This is a genomic window from Vogesella facilis (assembly GCF_042648525.1).
In the GTDB taxonomy this organism is placed as follows: domain Bacteria; phylum Pseudomonadota; class Gammaproteobacteria; order Burkholderiales; family Chromobacteriaceae; genus Vogesella; species Vogesella facilis.
Map to the genome: position 1 here is coordinate 1 of NZ_JBHRXN010000017.1, position 17844 is coordinate 17844.

The 17844-nt window shown below is 62.4% G+C and carries 20 protein-coding genes; 10 read left to right on the forward strand and 10 right to left on the reverse strand.

Annotated elements, in window-relative coordinates; translation table 11 throughout:
* The 3 genes from ACFOLG_RS07605 to ACFOLG_RS07615 form a co-directional block, all read right to left on the reverse strand.
* A partial coding sequence (locus ACFOLG_RS07605; protein ID WP_386090371.1) for a biotin carboxylase N-terminal domain-containing protein occupies window positions 1-81 on the reverse strand: 81 nt, incomplete at its 3' end.
* 372 nt (window positions 82-453) lie between these two features.
* Window positions 454-1407 carry a GlxA family transcriptional regulator gene (locus ACFOLG_RS07610; protein ID WP_386090300.1) on the reverse strand — a complete coding sequence of 318 codons (954 nt, stop codon included), beginning with the start codon at window positions 1405-1407 and terminating at the stop codon, window positions 454-456.
* Window positions 1408-1568: 161 nt separating this feature from the next.
* Window positions 1569-2291: a GntR family transcriptional regulator gene (locus ACFOLG_RS07615; protein ID WP_386090303.1), complete on the reverse strand. Its 723-nt coding sequence runs from the start codon at window positions 2289-2291 to the stop codon at window positions 1569-1571.
* A 377-nt stretch (window positions 2292-2668) separates the two neighbouring features.
* Between ACFOLG_RS07615 and ACFOLG_RS07620 the strand changes: the two genes are divergently transcribed.
* The 3 genes from ACFOLG_RS07620 (at window position 2669) to ACFOLG_RS07630 (ending at window position 4082) form a co-directional block, all read left to right on the forward strand.
* Window positions 2669-3403, forward strand: a complete 735-nt coding sequence (locus ACFOLG_RS07620) for an AzlC family ABC transporter permease (protein ID WP_386090306.1) — start codon at window positions 2669-2671, stop codon at window positions 3401-3403.
* Window positions 3396-3716, forward strand: coding sequence for an AzlD domain-containing protein (locus tag ACFOLG_RS07625; protein WP_386090309.1), 321 nt, complete (start codon window positions 3396-3398; stop codon window positions 3714-3716). The genes ACFOLG_RS07620 and ACFOLG_RS07625 overlap by 8 nt, the downstream gene beginning before the upstream one ends.
* A 123-nt stretch (window positions 3717-3839) precedes the next feature.
* Window positions 3840-4082: a CBU_0592 family membrane protein gene (locus ACFOLG_RS07630; protein ID WP_386090312.1), complete on the forward strand. Its 243-nt coding sequence runs from the start codon at window positions 3840-3842 to the stop codon at window positions 4080-4082.
* 108 nt (window positions 4083-4190) lie between these two features.
* On the opposite strand, the gene ACFOLG_RS07635 is transcribed toward ACFOLG_RS07630, so the two are convergent.
* From ACFOLG_RS07635 to ACFOLG_RS07645, 3 genes are all read right to left on the reverse strand, one after another.
* Window positions 4191-4970: a slipin family protein gene (locus ACFOLG_RS07635; RefSeq protein WP_386090314.1), complete on the reverse strand. Its 780-nt coding sequence runs from the start codon at window positions 4968-4970 to the stop codon at window positions 4191-4193.
* Window positions 4971-5248: 278 nt separating this feature from the next.
* Entirely contained in the window at window positions 5249-6070 is an 822-nt protein-coding gene (locus ACFOLG_RS07640) for a 5'-nucleotidase, lipoprotein e(P4) family (protein ID WP_386090317.1), read from the reverse strand.
* Between the two features lie 247 nt (window positions 6071-6317).
* Window positions 6318-7370 carry an MBL fold metallo-hydrolase gene (locus ACFOLG_RS07645; RefSeq protein WP_386090319.1) on the reverse strand — a complete coding sequence of 351 codons (1053 nt, stop codon included), beginning with the start codon at window positions 7368-7370 and terminating at the stop codon, window positions 6318-6320.
* A 130-nt stretch (window positions 7371-7500) separates the two neighbouring features.
* On the opposite strand from ACFOLG_RS07645, the gene ACFOLG_RS07650 reads away from it, so the two are divergent.
* Window positions 7501-8112 (forward strand): TetR/AcrR family transcriptional regulator, encoded by a 612-nt coding sequence (locus tag ACFOLG_RS07650; RefSeq protein WP_386090321.1) that lies wholly within the window; start codon window positions 7501-7503, stop codon window positions 8110-8112.
* A gap of 367 nt (window positions 8113-8479) precedes the next feature.
* On the opposite strand, the gene ACFOLG_RS07655 is transcribed toward ACFOLG_RS07650, so the two are convergent.
* Both ACFOLG_RS07655 and ACFOLG_RS07660 read right to left on the reverse strand, forming a co-directional pair.
* Window positions 8480-8869 (reverse strand): LysR substrate-binding domain-containing protein, encoded by a 390-nt coding sequence (locus ACFOLG_RS07655; protein ID WP_386090323.1) that lies wholly within the window; start codon window positions 8867-8869, stop codon window positions 8480-8482.
* A 42-nt stretch (window positions 8870-8911) separates the two neighbouring features.
* Complete coding sequence (locus ACFOLG_RS07660; RefSeq protein ID WP_386090326.1) at window positions 8912-9823, reverse strand: LysR substrate-binding domain-containing protein; 912 nt, start codon at window positions 9821-9823, stop codon at window positions 8912-8914.
* 98 nt (window positions 9824-9921) lie between these two features.
* On the opposite strand from ACFOLG_RS07660, the gene ACFOLG_RS07665 reads away from it, so the two are divergent.
* The 6 genes from ACFOLG_RS07665 to ACFOLG_RS07690 all read left to right on the forward strand — a co-directional run bounded on the left by ACFOLG_RS07665 (window position 9922) and on the right by ACFOLG_RS07690 (window position 15829).
* A complete protein-coding gene (locus tag ACFOLG_RS07665; RefSeq protein WP_386090329.1) occupies window positions 9922-11211 on the forward strand; it encodes a flavin-containing monooxygenase in 1290 nt (429 codons plus the stop codon).
* Window positions 11212-11273: 62 nt separating this feature from the next.
* Window positions 11274-11693, forward strand: a complete 420-nt coding sequence (locus tag ACFOLG_RS07670) for a RidA family protein (protein ID WP_386090330.1) — start codon at window positions 11274-11276, stop codon at window positions 11691-11693.
* A complete protein-coding gene (locus tag ACFOLG_RS07675) occupies window positions 11693-12367 on the forward strand; it encodes a DUF1028 domain-containing protein (RefSeq protein WP_386090333.1) in 675 nt (224 codons plus the stop codon). The genes ACFOLG_RS07670 and ACFOLG_RS07675 overlap by 1 nt, the downstream gene beginning before the upstream one ends.
* Window positions 12364-13536, forward strand: coding sequence for an acetylornithine deacetylase (gene argE / locus ACFOLG_RS07680; RefSeq protein ID WP_386090336.1), 1173 nt, complete (start codon window positions 12364-12366; stop codon window positions 13534-13536). Before ACFOLG_RS07675 ends, argE begins: the two co-directional genes overlap by 4 nt.
* Before the next feature lie 338 nt (window positions 13537-13874).
* Window positions 13875-14537: a dihydrofolate reductase family protein gene (locus ACFOLG_RS07685; RefSeq protein ID WP_386090339.1), complete on the forward strand. Its 663-nt coding sequence runs from the start codon at window positions 13875-13877 to the stop codon at window positions 14535-14537.
* A gap of 245 nt (window positions 14538-14782) precedes the next feature.
* Window positions 14783-15829 carry a WD40 repeat domain-containing protein gene (locus tag ACFOLG_RS07690; RefSeq protein ID WP_386090341.1) on the forward strand — a complete coding sequence of 349 codons (1047 nt, stop codon included), beginning with the start codon at window positions 14783-14785 and terminating at the stop codon, window positions 15827-15829.
* Between the two features lie 251 nt (window positions 15830-16080).
* On the opposite strand, the gene ACFOLG_RS07695 is transcribed toward ACFOLG_RS07690, so the two are convergent.
* Window positions 16081-16914, reverse strand: coding sequence for an ABC transporter permease subunit (locus ACFOLG_RS07695; RefSeq protein ID WP_386090344.1), 834 nt, complete (start codon window positions 16912-16914; stop codon window positions 16081-16083).
* A gap of 9 nt (window positions 16915-16923) precedes the next feature.
* Window positions 16924-17781 (reverse strand): ABC transporter permease subunit, encoded by an 858-nt coding sequence (locus tag ACFOLG_RS07700; RefSeq protein WP_386090374.1) that lies wholly within the window; start codon window positions 17779-17781, stop codon window positions 16924-16926.
* Between the last annotated feature and the right edge of the window lie 63 nt (window positions 17782-17844).

Genomic DNA, 17844 nt, shown 5'->3' on the forward strand with positions numbered 1-17844 from the left:
GTTCATTTCGCTGGCGGCGCGCATGACGCGGATGGCGATTTCGCTGCGGTTGGCGATCAGGATGCTGCGGATAGAGTTCATGTCGCTTCAATATGAAAAATAGCCCCAGCATCTCGGCCGGCCATATGGGTTTGCGCGCCTGCCGGACGCTGCTGCTGCCGACAGCCTGATGCACTCCCCGCGCCATGCGGCCCCAGACGACGGTGCACTGGTAATGGCGGCTTGGGGGCGTTGCTAGGTGGTGTGCCAAATGTGACTGTTTTGCATTGGACTACGAGCGCGCGGCCGGAACTTGCCGCTGCGCGACCAGTAATGTGCTGGTTGGGATGCGCAGTTTTGCTGGCGGCTAACTAGGTGCGGCGGCCGCAGCGGGGCAGGGGGCGGCTGGAAATGATCAAGGCAAGCCGTGATTAAACGGGCTTGCCTTGCGGGGGTAATCTTGCCGGCGGGCGCTTATTTCTTTTGTTGCTGCAGCAGCGCTTCTTTTCTGATTTCGGTCGGCGTTTTGCCGAATTCCGTTCTGAAACGGCGCGAGAAATGCGAGGTGTCCAGAAAGCCGCATTCCATGGCAATGAACGATACCTGGTTGCTCGTGTTGATTAGCAGGTTCCTGGCATGGTTGATTCTGATTTTTATCGAGAATTCCGCCGGGGAGAGGCCGATTTCCTTCTGGAACAATCTTTCCAGGTGGCGGTGGCTTAAATTGACGCGGCTGGCGATTTCTTCCATCGACAGCGGCGTGCTGATATTGCGTTCGATCAGCAAGATGGCCTTGTGGACATTGATATTGGTGATCTTGGTCTGCACGAACGGCTGCGGCTGCGGCGATTTTTCCGACAGCGGATATTCTTCCAGCATGATGCGCAGCGCGCGCGAGGCTTCATGCTTGCCGCAGTGTTTCTCGATGATGTTGGCCGCAAGGTGCATGACGCCTGCCGAGCCGGCGCAGGTGATGCGGTTGCCGTCATTGATGTACAGGCTGTCGGCGTACACGTGCAGCTTGGGAAACTCCGACTCGAACTGCTGGTGGTGAAACCAGCTGACGCAGGTCTTGTAGCCATTCATCAGCTCGGCGCGGGCCAGGATGAAACTGCCGGTGCAGACGCCGACCAGCGGGATGTTCTGCTCGGCCGCTTTCTTCAGATAGCCGATCAACGCCGGCGCGATCTTTTTGCCGGAATGCAGCAGCCCGCCGACCACGACGATGTAATCAAAGGCGCTGGGGTCAATCAGCTCCGAGGTGGGCGAGATTTCGACGCCGCAGCTGGATCTGATCGGCTGGCTGTTGTAGCTGAGCACCTTCCATTTGCAGCGTATCTGGCGGCTGAAGTCGCCGTCGTCTGCGGCCAACCTTAGCGCGTCGACAAAGTTGGAAAAGGCGCTGAGGGTAAAGTCGGGGGAAAGCACAAAAGCGACAGAGAGCGGCTTTGTCCTGGATTCCTGGCTCGGTGATTGATGGCTTTTCATGGCTTTCCTGTGCTGCGTGTGTGCCGGTTTGGCTTTCGATGCGGCGGTGCTGGTTTTAACTGTGCGCCACGGGCAGGCGTCGATTGCCGGTGTTATGTTTTTTAGACTTCTAGCGGAATGTCCAGCCCTTCCGGGGTGACATACATGGCCATATTGCGCCGCGACAGATCAAGGTGTGCGCGGACTATCTCCACCGCGGCATCGGCATCACGTCGCTCGATGGCTTCTATTATTTCATCGTGCTGTTGCACTGCGGCGGCCAGGTCGTCCTGCATGTGGCGGTTATTGGGCTGGTAGAAGGTTTTTGCCAGCCGGGCATGGTCGATCAATAAACGGTTAAGGCTGGGCAGCAAGTATGGGTTGTGCGCCATTTTGCCGATGGCCAGGTGAAACTGGTCGTTGTAATACACCCGGCTGTCAACATCGCCCCTGTTAACCGCATTGCGGAATTGCGCCTGGATGGCTTTCAGGTTGCCGATCTCGGCGGGGGTGGCATCCAGCGCCGCCAGCTTGGTGGTGGCGGTATACAGCAGCGGTGCCGCCAGGAAAAAATTGCGCAGCGACTGGTAGTTCATGGACGCCACCCGGGCGGCGCGATTGGCCTCCAGCTCGATATAGCCTTCGGCCGCCATCTGTCGCATCAGCTCGCGCACCGGCGGGCGGGACAGACCGAACTCCTCGCTCAGTGCCTGTTCATCCAGCACGGCGCCGGGCGCCAGTTCCATGGTCAGAATGCGCTGCCGCAGTACCTGTGCCAGGGCAACTTTGCGGTCCGAGGTGCGGGGGGCGCTGGCTTGACCGGCCGGTGGCGCTGCGTCGCTCATGGGTGCTCCTGCCGATAATTTTCTGTTGTCTACAAATTGTAGACTGTCAAAAGTTTTTGTGTCTATCACCGCTTCGCCGCCGCGCGCGGAGGTGCCGGGCGTGCGCCAGCACGCTGACGAAGGCCGGCGCGGCGGCCGTGCGCGTGCCTCCGCCTTGCGTGGCGGTCTTCTCGCCGCGGTTGCGTGCGATGGCCGGGGAAGGGCAGGCCGCAACGGCATTACCAAAAGTAGGTGAAAGGGTGCAGAAAATGTAACCAGCCGCCGTGGCCGATCTTGATACGCTGTAGTCATGTCGGCGGGCCGCAGCGGTCTGTGCTGGCAGTCGCCGCCGCTGTGCTAAGCGCCGGGCCAGGCCGTTTACGTGACGTGAGGGAGCAATGATCCGTAATGCTGCAATCCAGCTTGTGAACACTGCATTCCGGCAGGGCGCGCGCGAAGGGTTTTCTTACTATCTGCCCTATTCGCTGGGGCTGCTGCCGTGGGGCCTGGTTACCGGCATCGCCATGCGCGATGCCGGCTTTTCCTTCCTCGAAGCCATGGGGATGAGCATTATCGTGTTCGGTGGCACGGCACAGCTGGGCACCTTGCCGCTGATCGTCAGCGGTGCCCCGGCTTGGCTGATCGTGCTCACGGCGCTGGCCTTGAATCTGCGTTTTCTGATTTTCAGCGCGATCCTGGCGCCCGCCTTCAACGGTGTGGGAAAGCGACTGCGCTGGCTGTCCGGCTATCTATTGAGTGACGGCGTGGTGGCCGCCTGCGCCAGCCGCCTGTTGCGCGAGGAGCGCACCGACTGGCGTTTGGGCTACTACCTTGCTCCTTCGCTCTGGAATTGGGCGCTGTGGCAGGCCAGCAGCCTGGCCGGCATCCTGCTGGCGGACGTTGTTCCGCAAGGCTGGTCGCTGGAGTTCATGGCGACGATCGCCATGCTGGTGCTGCTGGTTCCGATGGTGCGGCAACGGCCGATGCTGTTGGCCGCCTTGGTCGGTGGCGGCACGGCGGTGCTGCTGCATGGACTGCCGCTGCGCCTGGGGCTGTTTGTGGCGATTGTGCTGGGCATGGCCGCCGGCTTTGTCGCCGAATATTTGCAAAGGGAAAAATCGGCACATGGTTAGCGATGCATTCTTGCTGTGGAGCATGATCGGCCTTATCGGCGCCGCTACCCTGTTGCCGCGCTGCAGCTTTATCGTGGCGGGGCAGCAGGTGCAGCTGGCGCCGTGGGTTCAGCGGGCGCTGCGCTATGCCCCGGCCGCGGCGCTGGCGGCCATTATTGCCCCGGACATCGTGCTGGTAGGCGGTGCCTTGCAGCCATTCAGCCCGAAACTCCTCGCCGCGATCGCCGTTGTGGTTTCGGTGTGCCTGTCGCGCAACCCCTGGCTGCCATTTTTATCCGGCATGGCGGTGATGCTGGCGGCGCGGTTGGTATAGGGTCGCTCTCCGTGGCACAGGGCGGAACGAGTATTGCGGGGCGGTTCAATTGCGGCCCTTCTGGTTGCTGGCAGTGACTGGCCGGCAAATATTCCCTCAAAAAAATAATGCAGATTGAAGGTTATGGCATTCCATGTATTGGTCGGGCTGTTTGGTACCGCATGCTATGTCGGTGCCTATGCGCTGCTGCAGTTGCGCAAGCTCAGGATGGATACAAGACGTTATGCCGGCCTGAATCTGCTTGGCGGCGTCTGCAGCCTGTATTCCCTGGCCTATGATTTCAACCTGGCGGCGGTGGTGTCGCAGGCATTCTGGCTGCTGTTTACCCTGGTCGGCCTGCGGTCGCGTAACCGCGCCCAGGCTTGAGCGGCAACATGCGCTTGCGGATCGGCCGGGTCATGCCGGCTGTTGCCGGGGGCGCGGCCGGAAGGCCGGCTTGGTGCTTGCGCGAGCTAACGCCAGCCTGGGGGCGACTCAGCCGCCCTTGGCGCTGTTCTTGAATTTTTCCTCCAGCGAGGCAATCAGATCCATGGGCAGGGGAAACACGATGGTGGTGTTCTTGTCCGCGCCGATCACGGTCAGCGTTTCCAGGTAGCGCAGCAGGATGGCCTGCGGTTCCTGCGCCAGCACCTTGGCAGCCTGGAACAGTTGCTCGGAGGCCTGCAATTCCCCCTCGGCATGAATCACTTTGGCGCGCCGTTCGCGCTCGGCTTCGGCCTGACGGGCAATGGCGCGGATCATGGATTCGGTCAGGTCTACCTGCTTGATTTCCACATTGGACACCTTGATGCCCCAGGAGTCGGTTTGCGCATCCAGCGCCTGCTGGATATCGGTGTTGAGCTTCTCGCGCTCGGCCAGCATGTCGTCGAGCAGGTGTTTGCCCAGTACCGAGCGCAGCATGGTTTGCGCCAGCTGGCTGGTGGCGTTGAGGTAGTCCACCACCTGGATGATGGCCTTTTCCGGATCGGTAACCCGCAAGTAGACAACGGCGCTGACTTTTACCGAAACGTTGTCGCGCGAAATCACGTCCTGCGTCGGCACTTCCAGCACCACGGTACGCAAATCGACCCGGATGGATTTCTGGATCGCCGGAATGATGATGACCAGCCCCGGCCCCATAACCCGCCAGAAGCGGCCAAGGGTAAACACAACGCCGCGTTCATATTCACGGAAGATGCGGATCGACGCGGCGGAGAGCCAGACGACCGCCAGCACGATAACGGCAGTAAGCAGCCAGCTTGAATCGATGAGCATGTCCATCTCCCGCATTGAATGGCGACCTGCCCATTGCGAAGATGTCATGCACTGCATGCTGCCATCGGCAGATCAAACGGATTGTCAGACGTCACCCGGCGTGGATGGCGCTGTCAGCAGCATGGGCTGCTGTTAAGTATAGGTGGCTTTGCCTGGCCGGGCCGGGAGCCGGCTGCGCCGAGCAGGCGACTGCCCGCGGTGGGGGCGGCAGCCCTGGCACGCGCGGCATGAAAAAAGCCAGCCTGCCGGCTGGCTGCTTTCAGGGAACGGATGCCGGCTCAGGGCTGCCAGGCGGATTTGCTGGCGGCCTCGCGGAACTTGGCGCGATTGGCATCGGTGGCCGGCGGCTCGGAGTCGCCGAAGATGGCGCGGACCCAGTGGCCGTCGGTGGGGTTGGGCATGATGATGAACTTGCTGCCGAACAGCTCGCGGTCTTCCTCCATCAGCTTGGTGCGCTCGTCGACATTCTTCACGTAGTACTTGCGGCGGAAGTCGTTGAGGTTGTCGCCCAGCATCACTACCACGTTGTAGCGCTGGGCGATCTCGTTCTGCTTCGGCTCTTTGTTGGAGCTTTCGCGCAGGATGGTGACATGCTCGGCATCGGCGTAGGGGAAGCCGAGCGCTTTCAGGTTGCCCAGCGCATAGTCGAAAGTCTTGTCGCCCTGGTCACGGCTGCTGACATAGAACACTTCCACACCACGCGATTTGGCGTAATTGAAGAAATCCAGCGCGCCCGGCATGGCGGTGAACTGGTTGCGCGGCACCCAGCGGTCCCACACTGCGTCATCGAAGAAGTCCTGGCCGTTGTTGATCAGGTAGCCCCAGTAGTTGCTGGCATTGAGGATGGTGTCGTCGATGTCGGTAATCACCGCCAGCGGCTTGTCGCCACTTTTCTGGCTGGCCAGCGCACGATCCAGCTGCATCCGCGCCAGGTTGTAGGCCTGGTAGTACAGCGCCTTGTATTCGGCGGCGGTCTGCTTCCAGGCCACGGCGGAAACCAGCAGGTTGCCGTTGGCCGCATTGTCGGCATGGGCGGCGGCGCCCCATGCCAGGCTGCCTGCCAGCAAGGTAAGACGTGCGGTGTTCAGGAGACTCTTCATTGATGTTTGTCCTTATATTTTGTTGTGCCGGAATGATTCCGGAAACAAAACCGTAACAAACCGCCGGCCCGAACAGCACGGCCATGTCGCCATGGCTAACAAGTGTGTCGCACCGTTACGCATTGCTCAGCGGCGCGGCGCAACAGGCTTGCCATGACTGCGCATCGATGCGGCCAACCTGCAGGCGTCGGCCGGCTCGAGCGCTGCGGTCAGCGCCCGTGTGTAGTGAAAACGTGCTGCCGTCGTTTCATGGCTGCCAGGCCAGTTGTCCCTGTGCCGGGGCCGGCTGCGTGCGCCACCATGCCGTGCCGGTGCTGGCGGCGTTCAGTGCCAACGGCTCGCCGATCAGCGGGGTGAGCAAGGTGACGCCTCGTGCTGCGGCAATGGCGCTGGCCCGCTCCAGCGGCTCGTGCCAGTCGTGCAGCGCGAGGTCGAAGGTGCTGTTGTGGATTGGCAGCATCGCCTTGCCGCGCAGGTCGATATGGGCCTGCACGCTCTGCTCCGGCAGCATGTGGATGTCACTCCACAGCGCGTTGTAGGCGCCGGTCTCGATCATGGTGACGTCGAACGGGCCGCAGCGCTCGCCGATCTCGCGAAAGCCGGGGAAATAGCCCGAGTCGCCACTGAAGAACAGCCGCTCCCGGCTGCCTGCGATGACCCAGCTGGCCCACAGGGTGCGGTCGCGATCGCGCAGGCCGCGGCCGGAAAAATGCTGGGCGGGCGTGGCGGTGAAGCGCAGCGAGCCGAGTTCGGCCTGCTGCCACCAGTCCAGCTCGATGATCTTGTCGGCGGCGATGCCCCAGCGTTTGAGGTGATCGCCCACCCGCAGCGGGGTGATGAAGCGCTCCACCTTGCTGTCCAGTGCCAGCACCGTGTGTTTGTCGAGGTGGTCGTAGTGGTCGTGGCTCAGGATCACCGCCTTGATCGGCGGCAGCTCGTCAATGCTGAGCGGCACCGGGTGGAAGCGCTTCGGCCCGGCCCACTGCAGCGGCGAGGCGCGCTCGCTGAATACCGGGTCGGTCAGCAGGTAGTGGCCATCGATGCGGATCAGCATCGAGGAATGCCCAAGCCGCACCAGCGTGGTGGCGCCATCGGCCGGCAGCTCGGCCATGCGCAACGTGCGCATCGGCATGGCGCCAAGCGGGTTGGGCTCGCTGCGCTTGGTGCGCAGATAGGCCAGGGCGATGTCGATGACCTGGCCGAAGCCGGTGCGGTAGTCGAGCTGCTGATTGCGGAATTGCTTGGGCGCATGGTGCGAGCGGATGGCATCGCTGGTGCCGAGCAGGGTGGTGGTGGGCATGGGCAGACTCCCGTAGAGGTCAAAGACACTGGGTGGTTTGTAAATCAACTACACCGTGTAGTGTACTTGTGGAAAATGAAAAAGTACACCGCTTGGTGTACTATTCGGTTTTCTTTCGAGGGATGTCGCCGTGACCGATGCCAAGCCAACGCGCAGCGAGGAAAAACGCCGCGCCATCCTCGACGCGGCCAGGCGCGCTTTTCGCGAGAATGGCGTGCAGGCCACCAGCATGGACGCACTGGCGGCCATGGCCGAGGTGTCCAAACGCACGGTGTACAACCACTTCAAGAGCAAGGAAGCGCTGGTCGCCTACCTGATTGCCGAGCTGTGGCAGCGTTCGATGCAGCAGATCGAGGTGCGGTACGACGCGCAGGCGCCGCTGGACGCACAGCTAAGGGAGGTGGTTGAGGCCGAGATCGAGGTCATCTGCAACCCCGAGTACCTGGAGCTGGCGCGCATCGCACTGGGGCATTTTTTCTATCACCCGGAGGCGCTGACCGACGCGATGGCAGTGATGGCTGCGCAGGAAACCGCCGTCAGCCGCTGGCTGGGTGTGGCGCGAGGCGACACGCGGTTGCGCGAGTTCGAGCAGGAGATTGCCAGCGAGCAATTGCACAGCCTCATCAAGGGCAGCTGCTTCTGGCCCCAGCTGCTGCAAATGGCGCCGCCGCTCGATGCGGACGCGCGGCGCGCGCTGGCTGCTCGCAGCGTGGCGATGTTTCTGGATCATTACACGCGCTGATGGTGGCGCGAATCCGAAGGCGATGGGGTGACAATATCGCGTGCAGATCCGCGGGCGCGAATTGCATACCACCGGGCGATGTGTCTTCACACCGAACTGCACCGCTGCTATCGCGACCATCTTGAGAGCGTGTTCACCGTGCGCGATACAATGGCCGACACGCCGCTTGCGCGCTGAAGCCGGGCGTTGCGCAGCACTTGCTGACACTTTACGCAGACCTCGCCAACTTCCGCATCGGGCACAACGCGGAAATGTGGGGCTTGGTCATCCAACTTCCGCTTTGGCGGATGACTTGTCACCGGCACCGTCGAGCCGGCAACAGCCTGGCCAGCGCCGCCAGTAAGCAGAGTGCCGAACTGCGGCAGGTTTACCGCGCACTTCGGCCATGCTCGCCCGTGCCAGGGCATTTTTTGTGCCGGTCTGGTTGGTACAAGCCTAGCCGGCGGGGGGAGCTCAGCCCGCATTCGGCCAGGCAGGTTTTCAGGATGTCGATGAACACCTTCACCTTGCGCGTGCTGCGCCGGTGCGGCAGGTACAGCACGTGCACCCAGGGGCCGAAGGCGCTCTGCAGCTGCCACTGCCCGCCGCCGGCCTCCACCAGCTCGCCGCGCTGCAGATAGGGCGCCGCGCTCCAGGTGGGCAGGAACTGCAGGCCGTGGCCATCCAGCAGGCAGCCCAGCAGGAAGTCGTAATTATCGCTTTCCAGCCGCGCCACCGGCTGGCGCAGGCGGACGTTCTCGCCGCCGTAGTTACCCACCAGAAGCTGCGGCTGGTCAGCGGCTAGCGCCAGCCGGCAGGGTCAATCCGCCGCCAGTGCGGCGCCCAGCAGCTGCAGGCAGCCGGCGCGCAACGCCTCGGCCTTGCGGGTGAGCTTCAGCTCCTGCGGCCAGGCCAGCACGATGGGCAGTTTGGGTACATCGTCGGCAATTTCCAGGTAGGCCAGTTTGCCTCCGTCGTAGCTCACATCCACATTCGGCCGCAGGTTCAGCAGCGCGTAGCCGAAGTGCGCCGCCACCAGCCCGCGCACCAGCTCGAAGTTGATGGTGCGGTGGCGCACCTTTGGCTCCAGCCCCTGCTGGCGGAACAGCCCCAGAAAGTATTCGCGGCTGTGCGGCCGGTCCAGCAGCACCAGCGGCTCCTCCGCCAGCTCGGCCAGCGACACGCTGCCGCGTGCGGCCAACGGGTGGTCGGCCGCCACCAGCACGTAGGGGCGGGCGCCGGACAGCGGCAGCTTGTGCAGCGTGTCCGGCAGCCCCAGGTCATACAGCAGCGCCAGTTCGATCTGGCCGCCCAGCAGCGCATTCTGCAATTGCTGGGTGTCGCCCTCCAGCAGGTTCACTTCCAGCTCCGGGTAGCTGGCACGCAGCGCACTCAGCAGCCGCGGCAGCAGGATCGGCGCGATGGTGGTGAAGCAGCCCAGCGTTACCGTGCCGCGCAGCGACTGGCTGATCTCCTGCGCCTGCTGCATCAGGTCGTCGGCGTGGCTGAGCAGGTTGCGCGCCGCGGCGATGAAGCTCTGCCCGGCCGGGGTCAGCGACACCCCGCGTGCATGGTGGCGCACAAAGAACTGCAGGCCGAAGGTTTCTTCCAGCTGGGCAATGGCATTGGATACGCCGGGCTGCGAGGTGTACAGCGCGTTGGCGGCGGCGGTAACGCTGCCGTGATCGGCCACCGCCACCAGGTAGGCCAGTTGTCTGAGGGTGTATTGCATAATTTTCTGTTATCCAAAGCAGAAGATATACATATTTTCTGTATTCAGCGTGGCTCCGTAGACTGGCCTTGTCAACCCGCTCAACAGGAGAGAGCAAGATGGCAATCGAAAAAACGGACACGCTGGTGATCGGCGCCGGCCAGGCTGGCGTGGCCATGAGCGAACACCTGAGCAAGCTCGACATCCCGCATATCGTGCTGGAGCGCAGCCGCATCGCCGAACGCTGGCGCAGTGAGCGCTGGGATTCGCTGGTGTGCAACGGCCCGGCCTGGCACGACCGCTTTCCCGGCCTGGCTTTCGATGCCGATCAGGATGCCTTCGTGGCCAAGGACAAGGTGGCGGATTACTTCGAAGCCTATGCCCGCAAGTTCAACGCCCCGATCCGCACCGGGGTGGAAGTGAAAAAAGTCACCCGCAACGTTGGCCGCACTGGTTTTACCGTGGAAACCTCGGCCGGGGTGATCGAGGCCAACCGCGTGGTGGCCGCCACCGGGCCGTTCCAGCAGCCGGTGATTCCGGCGGTGGCGCCGCAGGACGACCGCCTGCTGCAGATGCACTCCACCCAGTATCGCAACCCGGCACAGCTGCCTGCCGGCGCGGTGCTGGTGGTGGGCGCCGGCTCCTCCGGCGTGCAGATCGCCGATGAACTGCAGCGCGCCGGCCGCCAGGTGTACCTGTCGGTGGGCGCGCACGACCGCCCGCCGCGCGCCTACCGTGGCCGCGATTTCTGCTGGTGGCTGGGGGTGCTGGGCGAGTGGGACGCCGCAACGGTAAAACCGGGCACCGAGCACGTCACCATTGCGGTAAGCGGTGCACGCGGAGGGGAAACCATCGATTTCCGCCGCCTGGCGCACGAGGGCATCACCCTGTTGGGCATGACCAAATCGTTCGACAACGGCGTGGCCAGCTTCCAGCCGGACCTTGCGGCCAACGTGGCGCGTGGCGACGCCAACTACCTGTCGCTGCTGGATGCCGCCGATGCCTACATCGAACGCAACGGCCTGGACTTGCCGCCAGAGCCGCAAGCGCGGCGCATGCTGTCGGATCCGGCCTGCATCAGCGAACCGGTACTGTCGCTGGACCTGGCTGCCGCCGGGGTGAACACCATCATCTGGGCTACCGGCTTTGCGCTGGACTACAGCTGGCTGCAGGTGAATGCCTTCGACGACAAGGGCAAACCGCAGCACCAGCGTGGCGTATCCAGCGAGCCGGGGGTGTACTTCGTCGGCCTGCCGTGGCTGTCGCGCCGCGGTTCCAGCTTCATCTGGGGGGTATGGCACGACGCCCGCTTCATTGCCGACCACATCGCCATCCAGCGCAAGTACGCCGCCTACCGCGATGCCGGCCAGCGCGCGCAAGCCGCGGCGGCCGTGCCGGCGGAAGTCTGAACAACAACACCGGGTCGCCACGGCGGCCCGCAACCTGCACACACAAACACAAGGTGACAACCATGGTTCACAAGCGTATCCGCCCGTTCAATACCAAGCAGACCTACCCGGAACAGAACCTCAACAACGACCTGTGCCAGGCGGTGGTAGCCGGCAACATGGTGTTCCTGCGCGGCCAGATCGGCCAGGACCTGGATAGCCGCGAGTCGGTGGGCATCGGCGACGTCACCGCGCAGGCGGAAAAGGCGATGGCCAACGTCAAGATGCTGCTGGAAGAGTCCGGCAGCTGCCTGGACGACATCTGCAAGATCGTCATCTACCTGGTAGACCCGCGCTACCGCGAGGCGGTGTACCAGGTGGTGGGCAAGTGGCTCAAGGGCGTGTACCCGGTGTCCACCGGCCTGGTGGTATCGGCGCTGGCCCGCCCGGAATGGCTGGTGGAAATCGACGTTACCGCCGTGATGCCCGAGGAGCGCCGCTGATGACCTTTTCCATCGCTGCCCGCTGCCGGCAAAGCGGCATGGTCGGCGTGGCCGTGGCCTCGTCCAGCATTGCCGTGGCCAGCCGCTGCGCCAATGTGCGCGCCGGGGTAGGCGCCGCGCTGAGCCAGAACGTGACCAACCCCATGCTGGGCCGGCTGGCGCTGGCGCAGATGGCGGCCGGGCAGGATGGCGATGCACTACGCGCCAGCCTGTTGGCCGCAGACCCGCACAGTGACTGGCGGCAGCTGGTGCTGGCGCCGCTGCACGGCACGCCGCAGGTGATCACCGGCCGCCATGCGCTGGGCGTATACGGCGCCGCCAGCGGCCGCGATTGTGCTGCCGGGGGCAACCTGCTGGCCAGTCCGCAGGTGCCGCAGGCCATGGTGGATGCCTTCGAAGCCAGTAGCGGCAGCCTGCCGCAGCGGCTGCTGGCGGCATTGCAGGCGGCGGTGGATGCCGGCGGCGAGGCCGGGCCGATTCATGCCGCCGGCCTGCAGGCCACGCTGGATACCGAATGGCCCAGCGTCGATCTGCGCATCGACTGGAGCGATGGTGCGCCGGTGGCGGAGTTGGCCGCACTGTGGCAGCGCTATCAGCCACAGATGGCTGCCTATGTCACCCGCGCCGTGTCGCCGCAGGAAGCGCCCAGCTACGGCGTGGCGGGAGACCCATGATGGAACAATATTCTTCGCTGGGCCTGCTGCAGACGCTGGTGGGCTTCGATACCGTCAGCCAGCATTCCAATCTGGCGCTGATCCACTTCGTGCGCGACTACCTGGCGCAGTACGGCATCGCCAGCCAGCTGGTGTGCAATGAAGAAGGCAGCAAGGCCAACCTGTACGCCACCATCGGCCCCACCGACCGGGGCGGGGTGATGCTGGCCGGGCATACAGACGTGGTGCCGGTGACCGGCCAGCACTGGAGCAGTGATCCGTTCCGGCTGGATGTGCGCGACGGCCGTGCCTATGGCCGTGGCAGCGCCGACATGAAAGGCTTCATCGCCGCGGTGCTGGCCGCGGTGCCGGCGTTTGCGGCGGCAAAGCTGCATACCCCGCTGCACATCGCACTGACTTACGACGAGGAAATCGGCTGCATCGGCGTGCGTCGCCTGCTGGACGTGCTGGGCGGCCTGCCGGTGCTGCCGCAGATGGCCATCGTCGGTGAGCCGACGCTGATGCGGCTGGTGGCGGCGCACAAGGGCAAGGTGGCGTACCAGGTAAAGTTGCGCGGCAAGGAAGGCCACTCCAGCAACCCGGCTGCCGGGGTGAACGCGGTGGAGTACGCCGCCGAGCTGATCACCTTCATCCGTGAACTGGCGCGCGAGCGTGCCGAACGGGGGCCGTTCGACCCGCTGTACGAGGTGCCGTACACCACGCTGCATGTGGGCAAGATGCACGGCGGCACCGCGCTGAACATCATTCCGGCCGCCAGCGAATTCGAGTTCGAAATCCGCCACCTGCCGGAAGACGACCCGCAGCCGCTGCTGAATGCCATCTGCAACTACGCGCGCGGCCAACTGCTGCCGGCGATGCGTGCGGTGGACCCGGCGGCGGGCATCGAGTTTGTCGAGCGCAGCAGCTATCCCGGCCTGCTTACCGCGCCGGACGCTGCCGTGGTGCGCTTCGTGCAGTCGCTGCTGGGCGATGAGCGCGCGCCGGCCAAGATCGCCTTCGGTACCGAAGCCGGCCTGTTCTCGCAGCGCGTGGGCATCCCGGCGGTGGTACTGGGGCCGGGCAGCATCGACCAGGCGCACAAGCCGGACGAATGGCTGGCGCTGGATCAGCTGTCTGCCTGCGACACCCTGCTGGCCACGCTGTTGCAGCGGCTTGGCGGGCAAGGGTAGTCGCTGTTGTCGCCGCCGTTGCGGGGCGGTGATTGTTTGCTTCTCCGCTTCCTGCCTGCAAGACGTTGGCCCGCTTCGGCGGGCTTCTTTTTTGCTGGTGCGGCGTGCCGCCACGCCCGGCATGTTGGCCGCAGCCGGCAGGGTGTGCGGCCAGCTATCGGCAATAAGCGGCGATGCCATGCCTAGGCGCGTGTCTGGTGGGGGGGCAGTCAGCAAGTGCGGAAAATTTCTCTTGAAGACATATAGTTAAGCAAAAATCTGCTGGCGCAGTTTGCGCATGATTCCGGCAGGCAGCGTTGCTGCCCACCGCACGTCAGGCATCCACACGGAGGCAAACGATGACACGCGTTCGCGTTGAGGGCTTCACCATCTCGCTGGACGGATACGGTGCAGGGCCGGATCAGGACATCAACAACCCGCTCGGGGTTGGTGGCGGGGAGCTGCACCAGTGGCTGTTCCCGACGCGTACCTTCCAGCAGGCCTTGTTCGGCAAGGACGACGGTACGACCGGGCTTGACGATGACTTTGCCGCCCGGGGCTTTCGCAATGTCGGGGCCTGGATTCTGGGGCGCAATATGTTCGGCCCCATGCGCGGGGACTGGGCGGGTACCGACTGGAATGGCTGGTGGGGAGACAATCCGCCGTACCACGTTCCGGTTTTCGTCCTGACCCACCATGCGCGCACCCCCATCGAGATGGAAGGCGGCACCACCTTCCACTTCATCACCGGCGGCATTCACGAAGCGCTTGACCGTGCCCGCGAGGCTGCCGCCGGCATGGACGTGCGTATCGGCGGCGGGCCGGACACCATCCGGCAGTACCTGCGTGCCGGCCTGATTGATGAACTGCACATTGCCATCTCGCCGCTGCTGCTCGGCCGGGGAGAATCGTTGTTCGAAGGGGTGAATCTGCGGGCGCTGGGCTACCAGTGCGTGCAGTTCGTCGCGTCGGAGAAGGCCACGCATGTCATCCTGCAGCGCCAAGGGCAGACGGACGGCTAAGCTCTGCTGAAGGCCTGCCTCCCAGGTTGGCAGCTGCCCTCGGTCAGGAGCTGACGCCATGCCAGCGTGATAGTATGACTGCTGTCGGCCAGAAACGGTCGGCAGAAGTTGTGTCCATAAAGCGGTTATTTTGATAACTCAAGCCGGACCCATTGAGTCAACGTTGGTGAGCATAAATATTCAGTACTTTTTCAGAAATTTGCCAAATTAATTTGCTGGCCGCCCATTAAAAAATTGGGAACATCATGAATATACAATTTTCGAAAATGGTAAAAATTTCTGCACTGCCAATTTTTATTGGTCTGTGCGGCTCATACTATTTTTTCGCCAACGACCACTCCACGTTAACAAAAACTTTGAAACAATGGCAACCCAAGCCGAATCACCCGGCAATTGTTGCGCTTAATCGCGATAGTACACGCCTAGCGGTAGCCAACGTATTAAGCAATGAAATTCGCATCTTCTCTGTGCCAAGTTTTGACTTGCTCAGAATCATTAAAAAGCCAGGGGGCGTGAGCGCAATTTCATTCGCACCTGACGGCAAGACATTAGCGGTTGGCAGTGAATTTTCAAGCCGAATAGAGAATCGCAATAGCATACGACTTTGGAATGCGGACACCGGTGCGCTGCTATGGGAGCCAGCTGGTTTCATTGCCGGGAAAAGCGCAGAAAATGACGTCAACGATTTGGTTTTTTCTCCCAACGGGAAAAATCTTCTTGTATCGATGAATTCAATCCATCCGTATAAAAAATGCTGTTACCTATTTCTTATTGACTCAGAAAAGAAAAGCATAAATGGCTTTGGAACTTCTTTCTCATTGTCTGTAAATTACTCACGAAATGGTAAACGAATCGTGTCTGGGGGACTTGGCAGACTGCAAATATGGTCTGCGACCGGAGGGGGTCCAGAATGGGAACAAATCCTACAAAATGAAAAAAACCACAGCGCATTTTACCCAGTGACGAAGGTATCATTTTCTAACGATGACTCCGAGCTTTTAGTTGTTAACAAGAGCGGGGTGGCAATCCATAGTGCAGCTACTGGAATTCAAACGCACACCTTGCCAATTGAGAGTAAAAGCATTCGGTTGGCAACATATTCTCCAGATGGTCGTTACATTGTCGCCGCCTCTAATCGACTTTTCATATTTGATGCAATATCGAAAGTATTGCTAGAAGAAAGTTCCTTGCCCAAAAGCGCCAATTCAATTTCATTCGATGGCAGTGGTCGCAATTTCGCAGTTGGAACGGATTCTGGCTACGTAGTAATAAAAAAAATCTTGTCAAACTGATTTCCGTGGCTTTGAATTATGCACGTCTGCTTCTAATGTCAGGCTATGTCTTCTTCGGGTCGAAAGTTGTCTTTTTAGCTGGGCTACCTTCCCAGCCAATTTGTGTTTCTGCCATTTTCCCGCTGGCTGCCCATTTCCCCTGCATCTTGACAAGGCCAGTCGCTCCCCCAACAAAACGTTGGCCGCACCCTTTTAAGGCGTGCGGCCAACGTTTCCTCGGGGCGTGCTACGTCATCACTATTTACCGGCCATCACGCCGCCACTTGCGCCAGGCGGGCGCGGCGGCGTTCGGCGCGCAGCATCAGGCGGTTGGCTGCCACTACCAGCACGGTTACCACTAGCACGGTGATGCTGGCCAGAGCGTTGATTTCCGGGTTCAGCCCCAGGCGCACCCGCGAGAAGATCAGCTGCGGCAGGGTGGTGGCGCCGGGGCCGGAGAGGAAGGCGGTGATCACCAGGTCATCGATGGACAGCGTGAACGCCAGCAGGAAGCTGGAGGCGATGGCCGGGGCGATGATGGGCAGGGTGATCAGGAAGAAGGTTTTCACCGGCCGGGCGCCCAGGTCCATGGCCGCTTCCTCCACCGAGCGGTCCATCTCCAGCAGCCGCGAGCGTATCACCACTGTGACGTAGGCCATGCACAGCGTGACATGGCCGATCCAGATGGTGAGCATGCCGCGCTCGGCGGGAAAGCCGAACCAGTCCTTGAGCTGGATGAACAGCAGCAGCATGGACAGGCCGGTGATCACCTCCGGCATCACCATCGGCGCGGTGAGCATGCCGGCGAACAGGCTCTTGCCGCGAAAGCGGCCGAAGCGCGCCAGCGCCAGCCCGGCCAGCGTGCCTAGCACCACGCTCATCAGGCTGGCCAGCAGCGCGATGCGCACGCTGAGGCCGAAGGCGGCGATCACGTCGCTGTCGTTGAACAGCACGCGGTACCAGCTGGTGGAAAATTCCGCCCACACGCTGACCAGCTTGGACGAGTTGAACGAGTACACGATCAGGATCAGGATCGGCACGTACAGAAAGGCCAGGCCCAGCGTCAGCACAAGCCGGCCAAAGCCACTGATGTCTTTTTCCTGCATGGCGCTCTCCTAGCGTTGCTCTGCCTGCGCGAGCTGTTTCTCTTCGCGCTTGTGCAGATAGGTGATGGGAATGATCAGCAGGGCGACCATCACGATGGTGACCGCGCCGGCCATCGGCCAGTTGTTGTTGTCGAAGAACTCCATCCACAGCACCTTGCCTATCATCAGCGACTCCGGCGTGCCCACCAGCTCGGGAATGACGAATTCGCCCACCGCCGGGATGAACACCAGCATGGCGCCGGCCACGATGCCGTTGCGCGATAGCGGCAGGGTGACGCGCAAAAACGCCTGCCACGGCTTGCAGCCGAGGTCCTCCGCCGCTTCCAGCAGCCGGCCGTCCAGCTTGGCGAGGTTGGAAAACAGCGGCAGGATCATGAACGGCAGGTAGGCGTACACCATCACGATCTGTACCGACAGCTGGGTGTGCATCAGCTGCAGCGGCGCATCGATCAGCCCCAGCTGCAGCAGCAGCTTGTTGAGCAGGCCCTCGTTGTCGAGGATGCCCATCCAGGCGTACACCCGTACCAGAAACGAGGTCCAGAACGGCAGCATCACCAGCATCAGCAGCGTGTTGCGTTTGGCCTGCGGCGCGCGGGCGATGGTGTAGGCGATGGGGTAGCCCAGCAGCAGGCAGATCAGCGTGGTGATGCTGGCCATCTGCACCGAGCCGAGGTAGGCATCCAGGTACAGTGCATCGCCGAACAGGTAGTGGTAGTTGCCCAGGTTCAGCGCGATGTTCAGCACGTCCTCGCTGTGGCTGAGCAGCGCCCGGTACGGCGGCGAGGCCACTTCCACCTCCGAGAAGCTGATGCCGAGCACGAACAGGAACGGCACCAGGAAGAACAGCAGCAGCCAGCCGTAGGGCATGGCGGTCACCAGCGCTTGCCCGCGCGGCAGCCAGCGGCGCCAGGCGAGGCGTGCCCGGCCGCG

What these genes read in the sequence shown, in the direction of transcription:
- ACFOLG_RS07660 (WP_386090326.1), bottom strand. Translation starts at nt 9,823, where the DNA reads ATGCAATACACCCTCAGACAACTGGCCTACCTGGTGGCGGTGGCCGAT.
- ACFOLG_RS07675 (WP_386090333.1), top strand. Translation starts at nt 11,693, where the DNA reads ATGACCTTTTCCATCGCTGCCCGCTGCCGGCAAAGCGGCATGGTCGGC.
- ACFOLG_RS07625 (WP_386090309.1), top strand. Translation starts at nt 3,396, where the DNA reads ATGGTTAGCGATGCATTCTTGCTGTGGAGCATGATCGGCCTTATCGGC.
- ACFOLG_RS07670 (WP_386090330.1), top strand. Translation starts at nt 11,274, where the DNA reads ATGGTTCACAAGCGTATCCGCCCGTTCAATACCAAGCAGACCTACCCG.
- argE (WP_386090336.1), top strand. Translation starts at nt 12,364, where the DNA reads ATGATGGAACAATATTCTTCGCTGGGCCTGCTGCAGACGCTGGTGGGC.
- ACFOLG_RS07645 (WP_386090319.1), bottom strand. Translation starts at nt 7,370, where the DNA reads ATGCCCACCACCACCCTGCTCGGCACCAGCGATGCCATCCGCTCGCAC.
- ACFOLG_RS07695 (WP_386090344.1), bottom strand. Translation starts at nt 16,914, where the DNA reads ATGCAGGAAAAAGACATCAGTGGCTTTGGCCGGCTTGTGCTGACGCTG.
- ACFOLG_RS07700 (WP_386090374.1), bottom strand. Translation starts at nt 17,781, where the DNA reads ATGCCCTACGGCTGGCTGCTGCTGTTCTTCCTGGTGCCGTTCCTGTTC.
- ACFOLG_RS07665 (WP_386090329.1), top strand. Translation starts at nt 9,922, where the DNA reads ATGGCAATCGAAAAAACGGACACGCTGGTGATCGGCGCCGGCCAGGCT.
- ACFOLG_RS07630 (WP_386090312.1), top strand. Translation starts at nt 3,840, where the DNA reads ATGGCATTCCATGTATTGGTCGGGCTGTTTGGTACCGCATGCTATGTC.
- ACFOLG_RS07685 (WP_386090339.1), top strand. Translation starts at nt 13,875, where the DNA reads ATGACACGCGTTCGCGTTGAGGGCTTCACCATCTCGCTGGACGGATAC.
- ACFOLG_RS07635 (WP_386090314.1), bottom strand. Translation starts at nt 4,970, where the DNA reads ATGCTCATCGATTCAAGCTGGCTGCTTACTGCCGTTATCGTGCTGGCG.
- ACFOLG_RS07640 (WP_386090317.1), bottom strand. Translation starts at nt 6,070, where the DNA reads ATGAAGAGTCTCCTGAACACCGCACGTCTTACCTTGCTGGCAGGCAGC.
- ACFOLG_RS07615 (WP_386090303.1), bottom strand. Translation starts at nt 2,291, where the DNA reads ATGAGCGACGCAGCGCCACCGGCCGGTCAAGCCAGCGCCCCCCGCACC.
- ACFOLG_RS07620 (WP_386090306.1), top strand. Translation starts at nt 2,669, where the DNA reads ATGATCCGTAATGCTGCAATCCAGCTTGTGAACACTGCATTCCGGCAG.
- ACFOLG_RS07690 (WP_386090341.1), top strand. Translation starts at nt 14,783, where the DNA reads ATGAATATACAATTTTCGAAAATGGTAAAAATTTCTGCACTGCCAATT.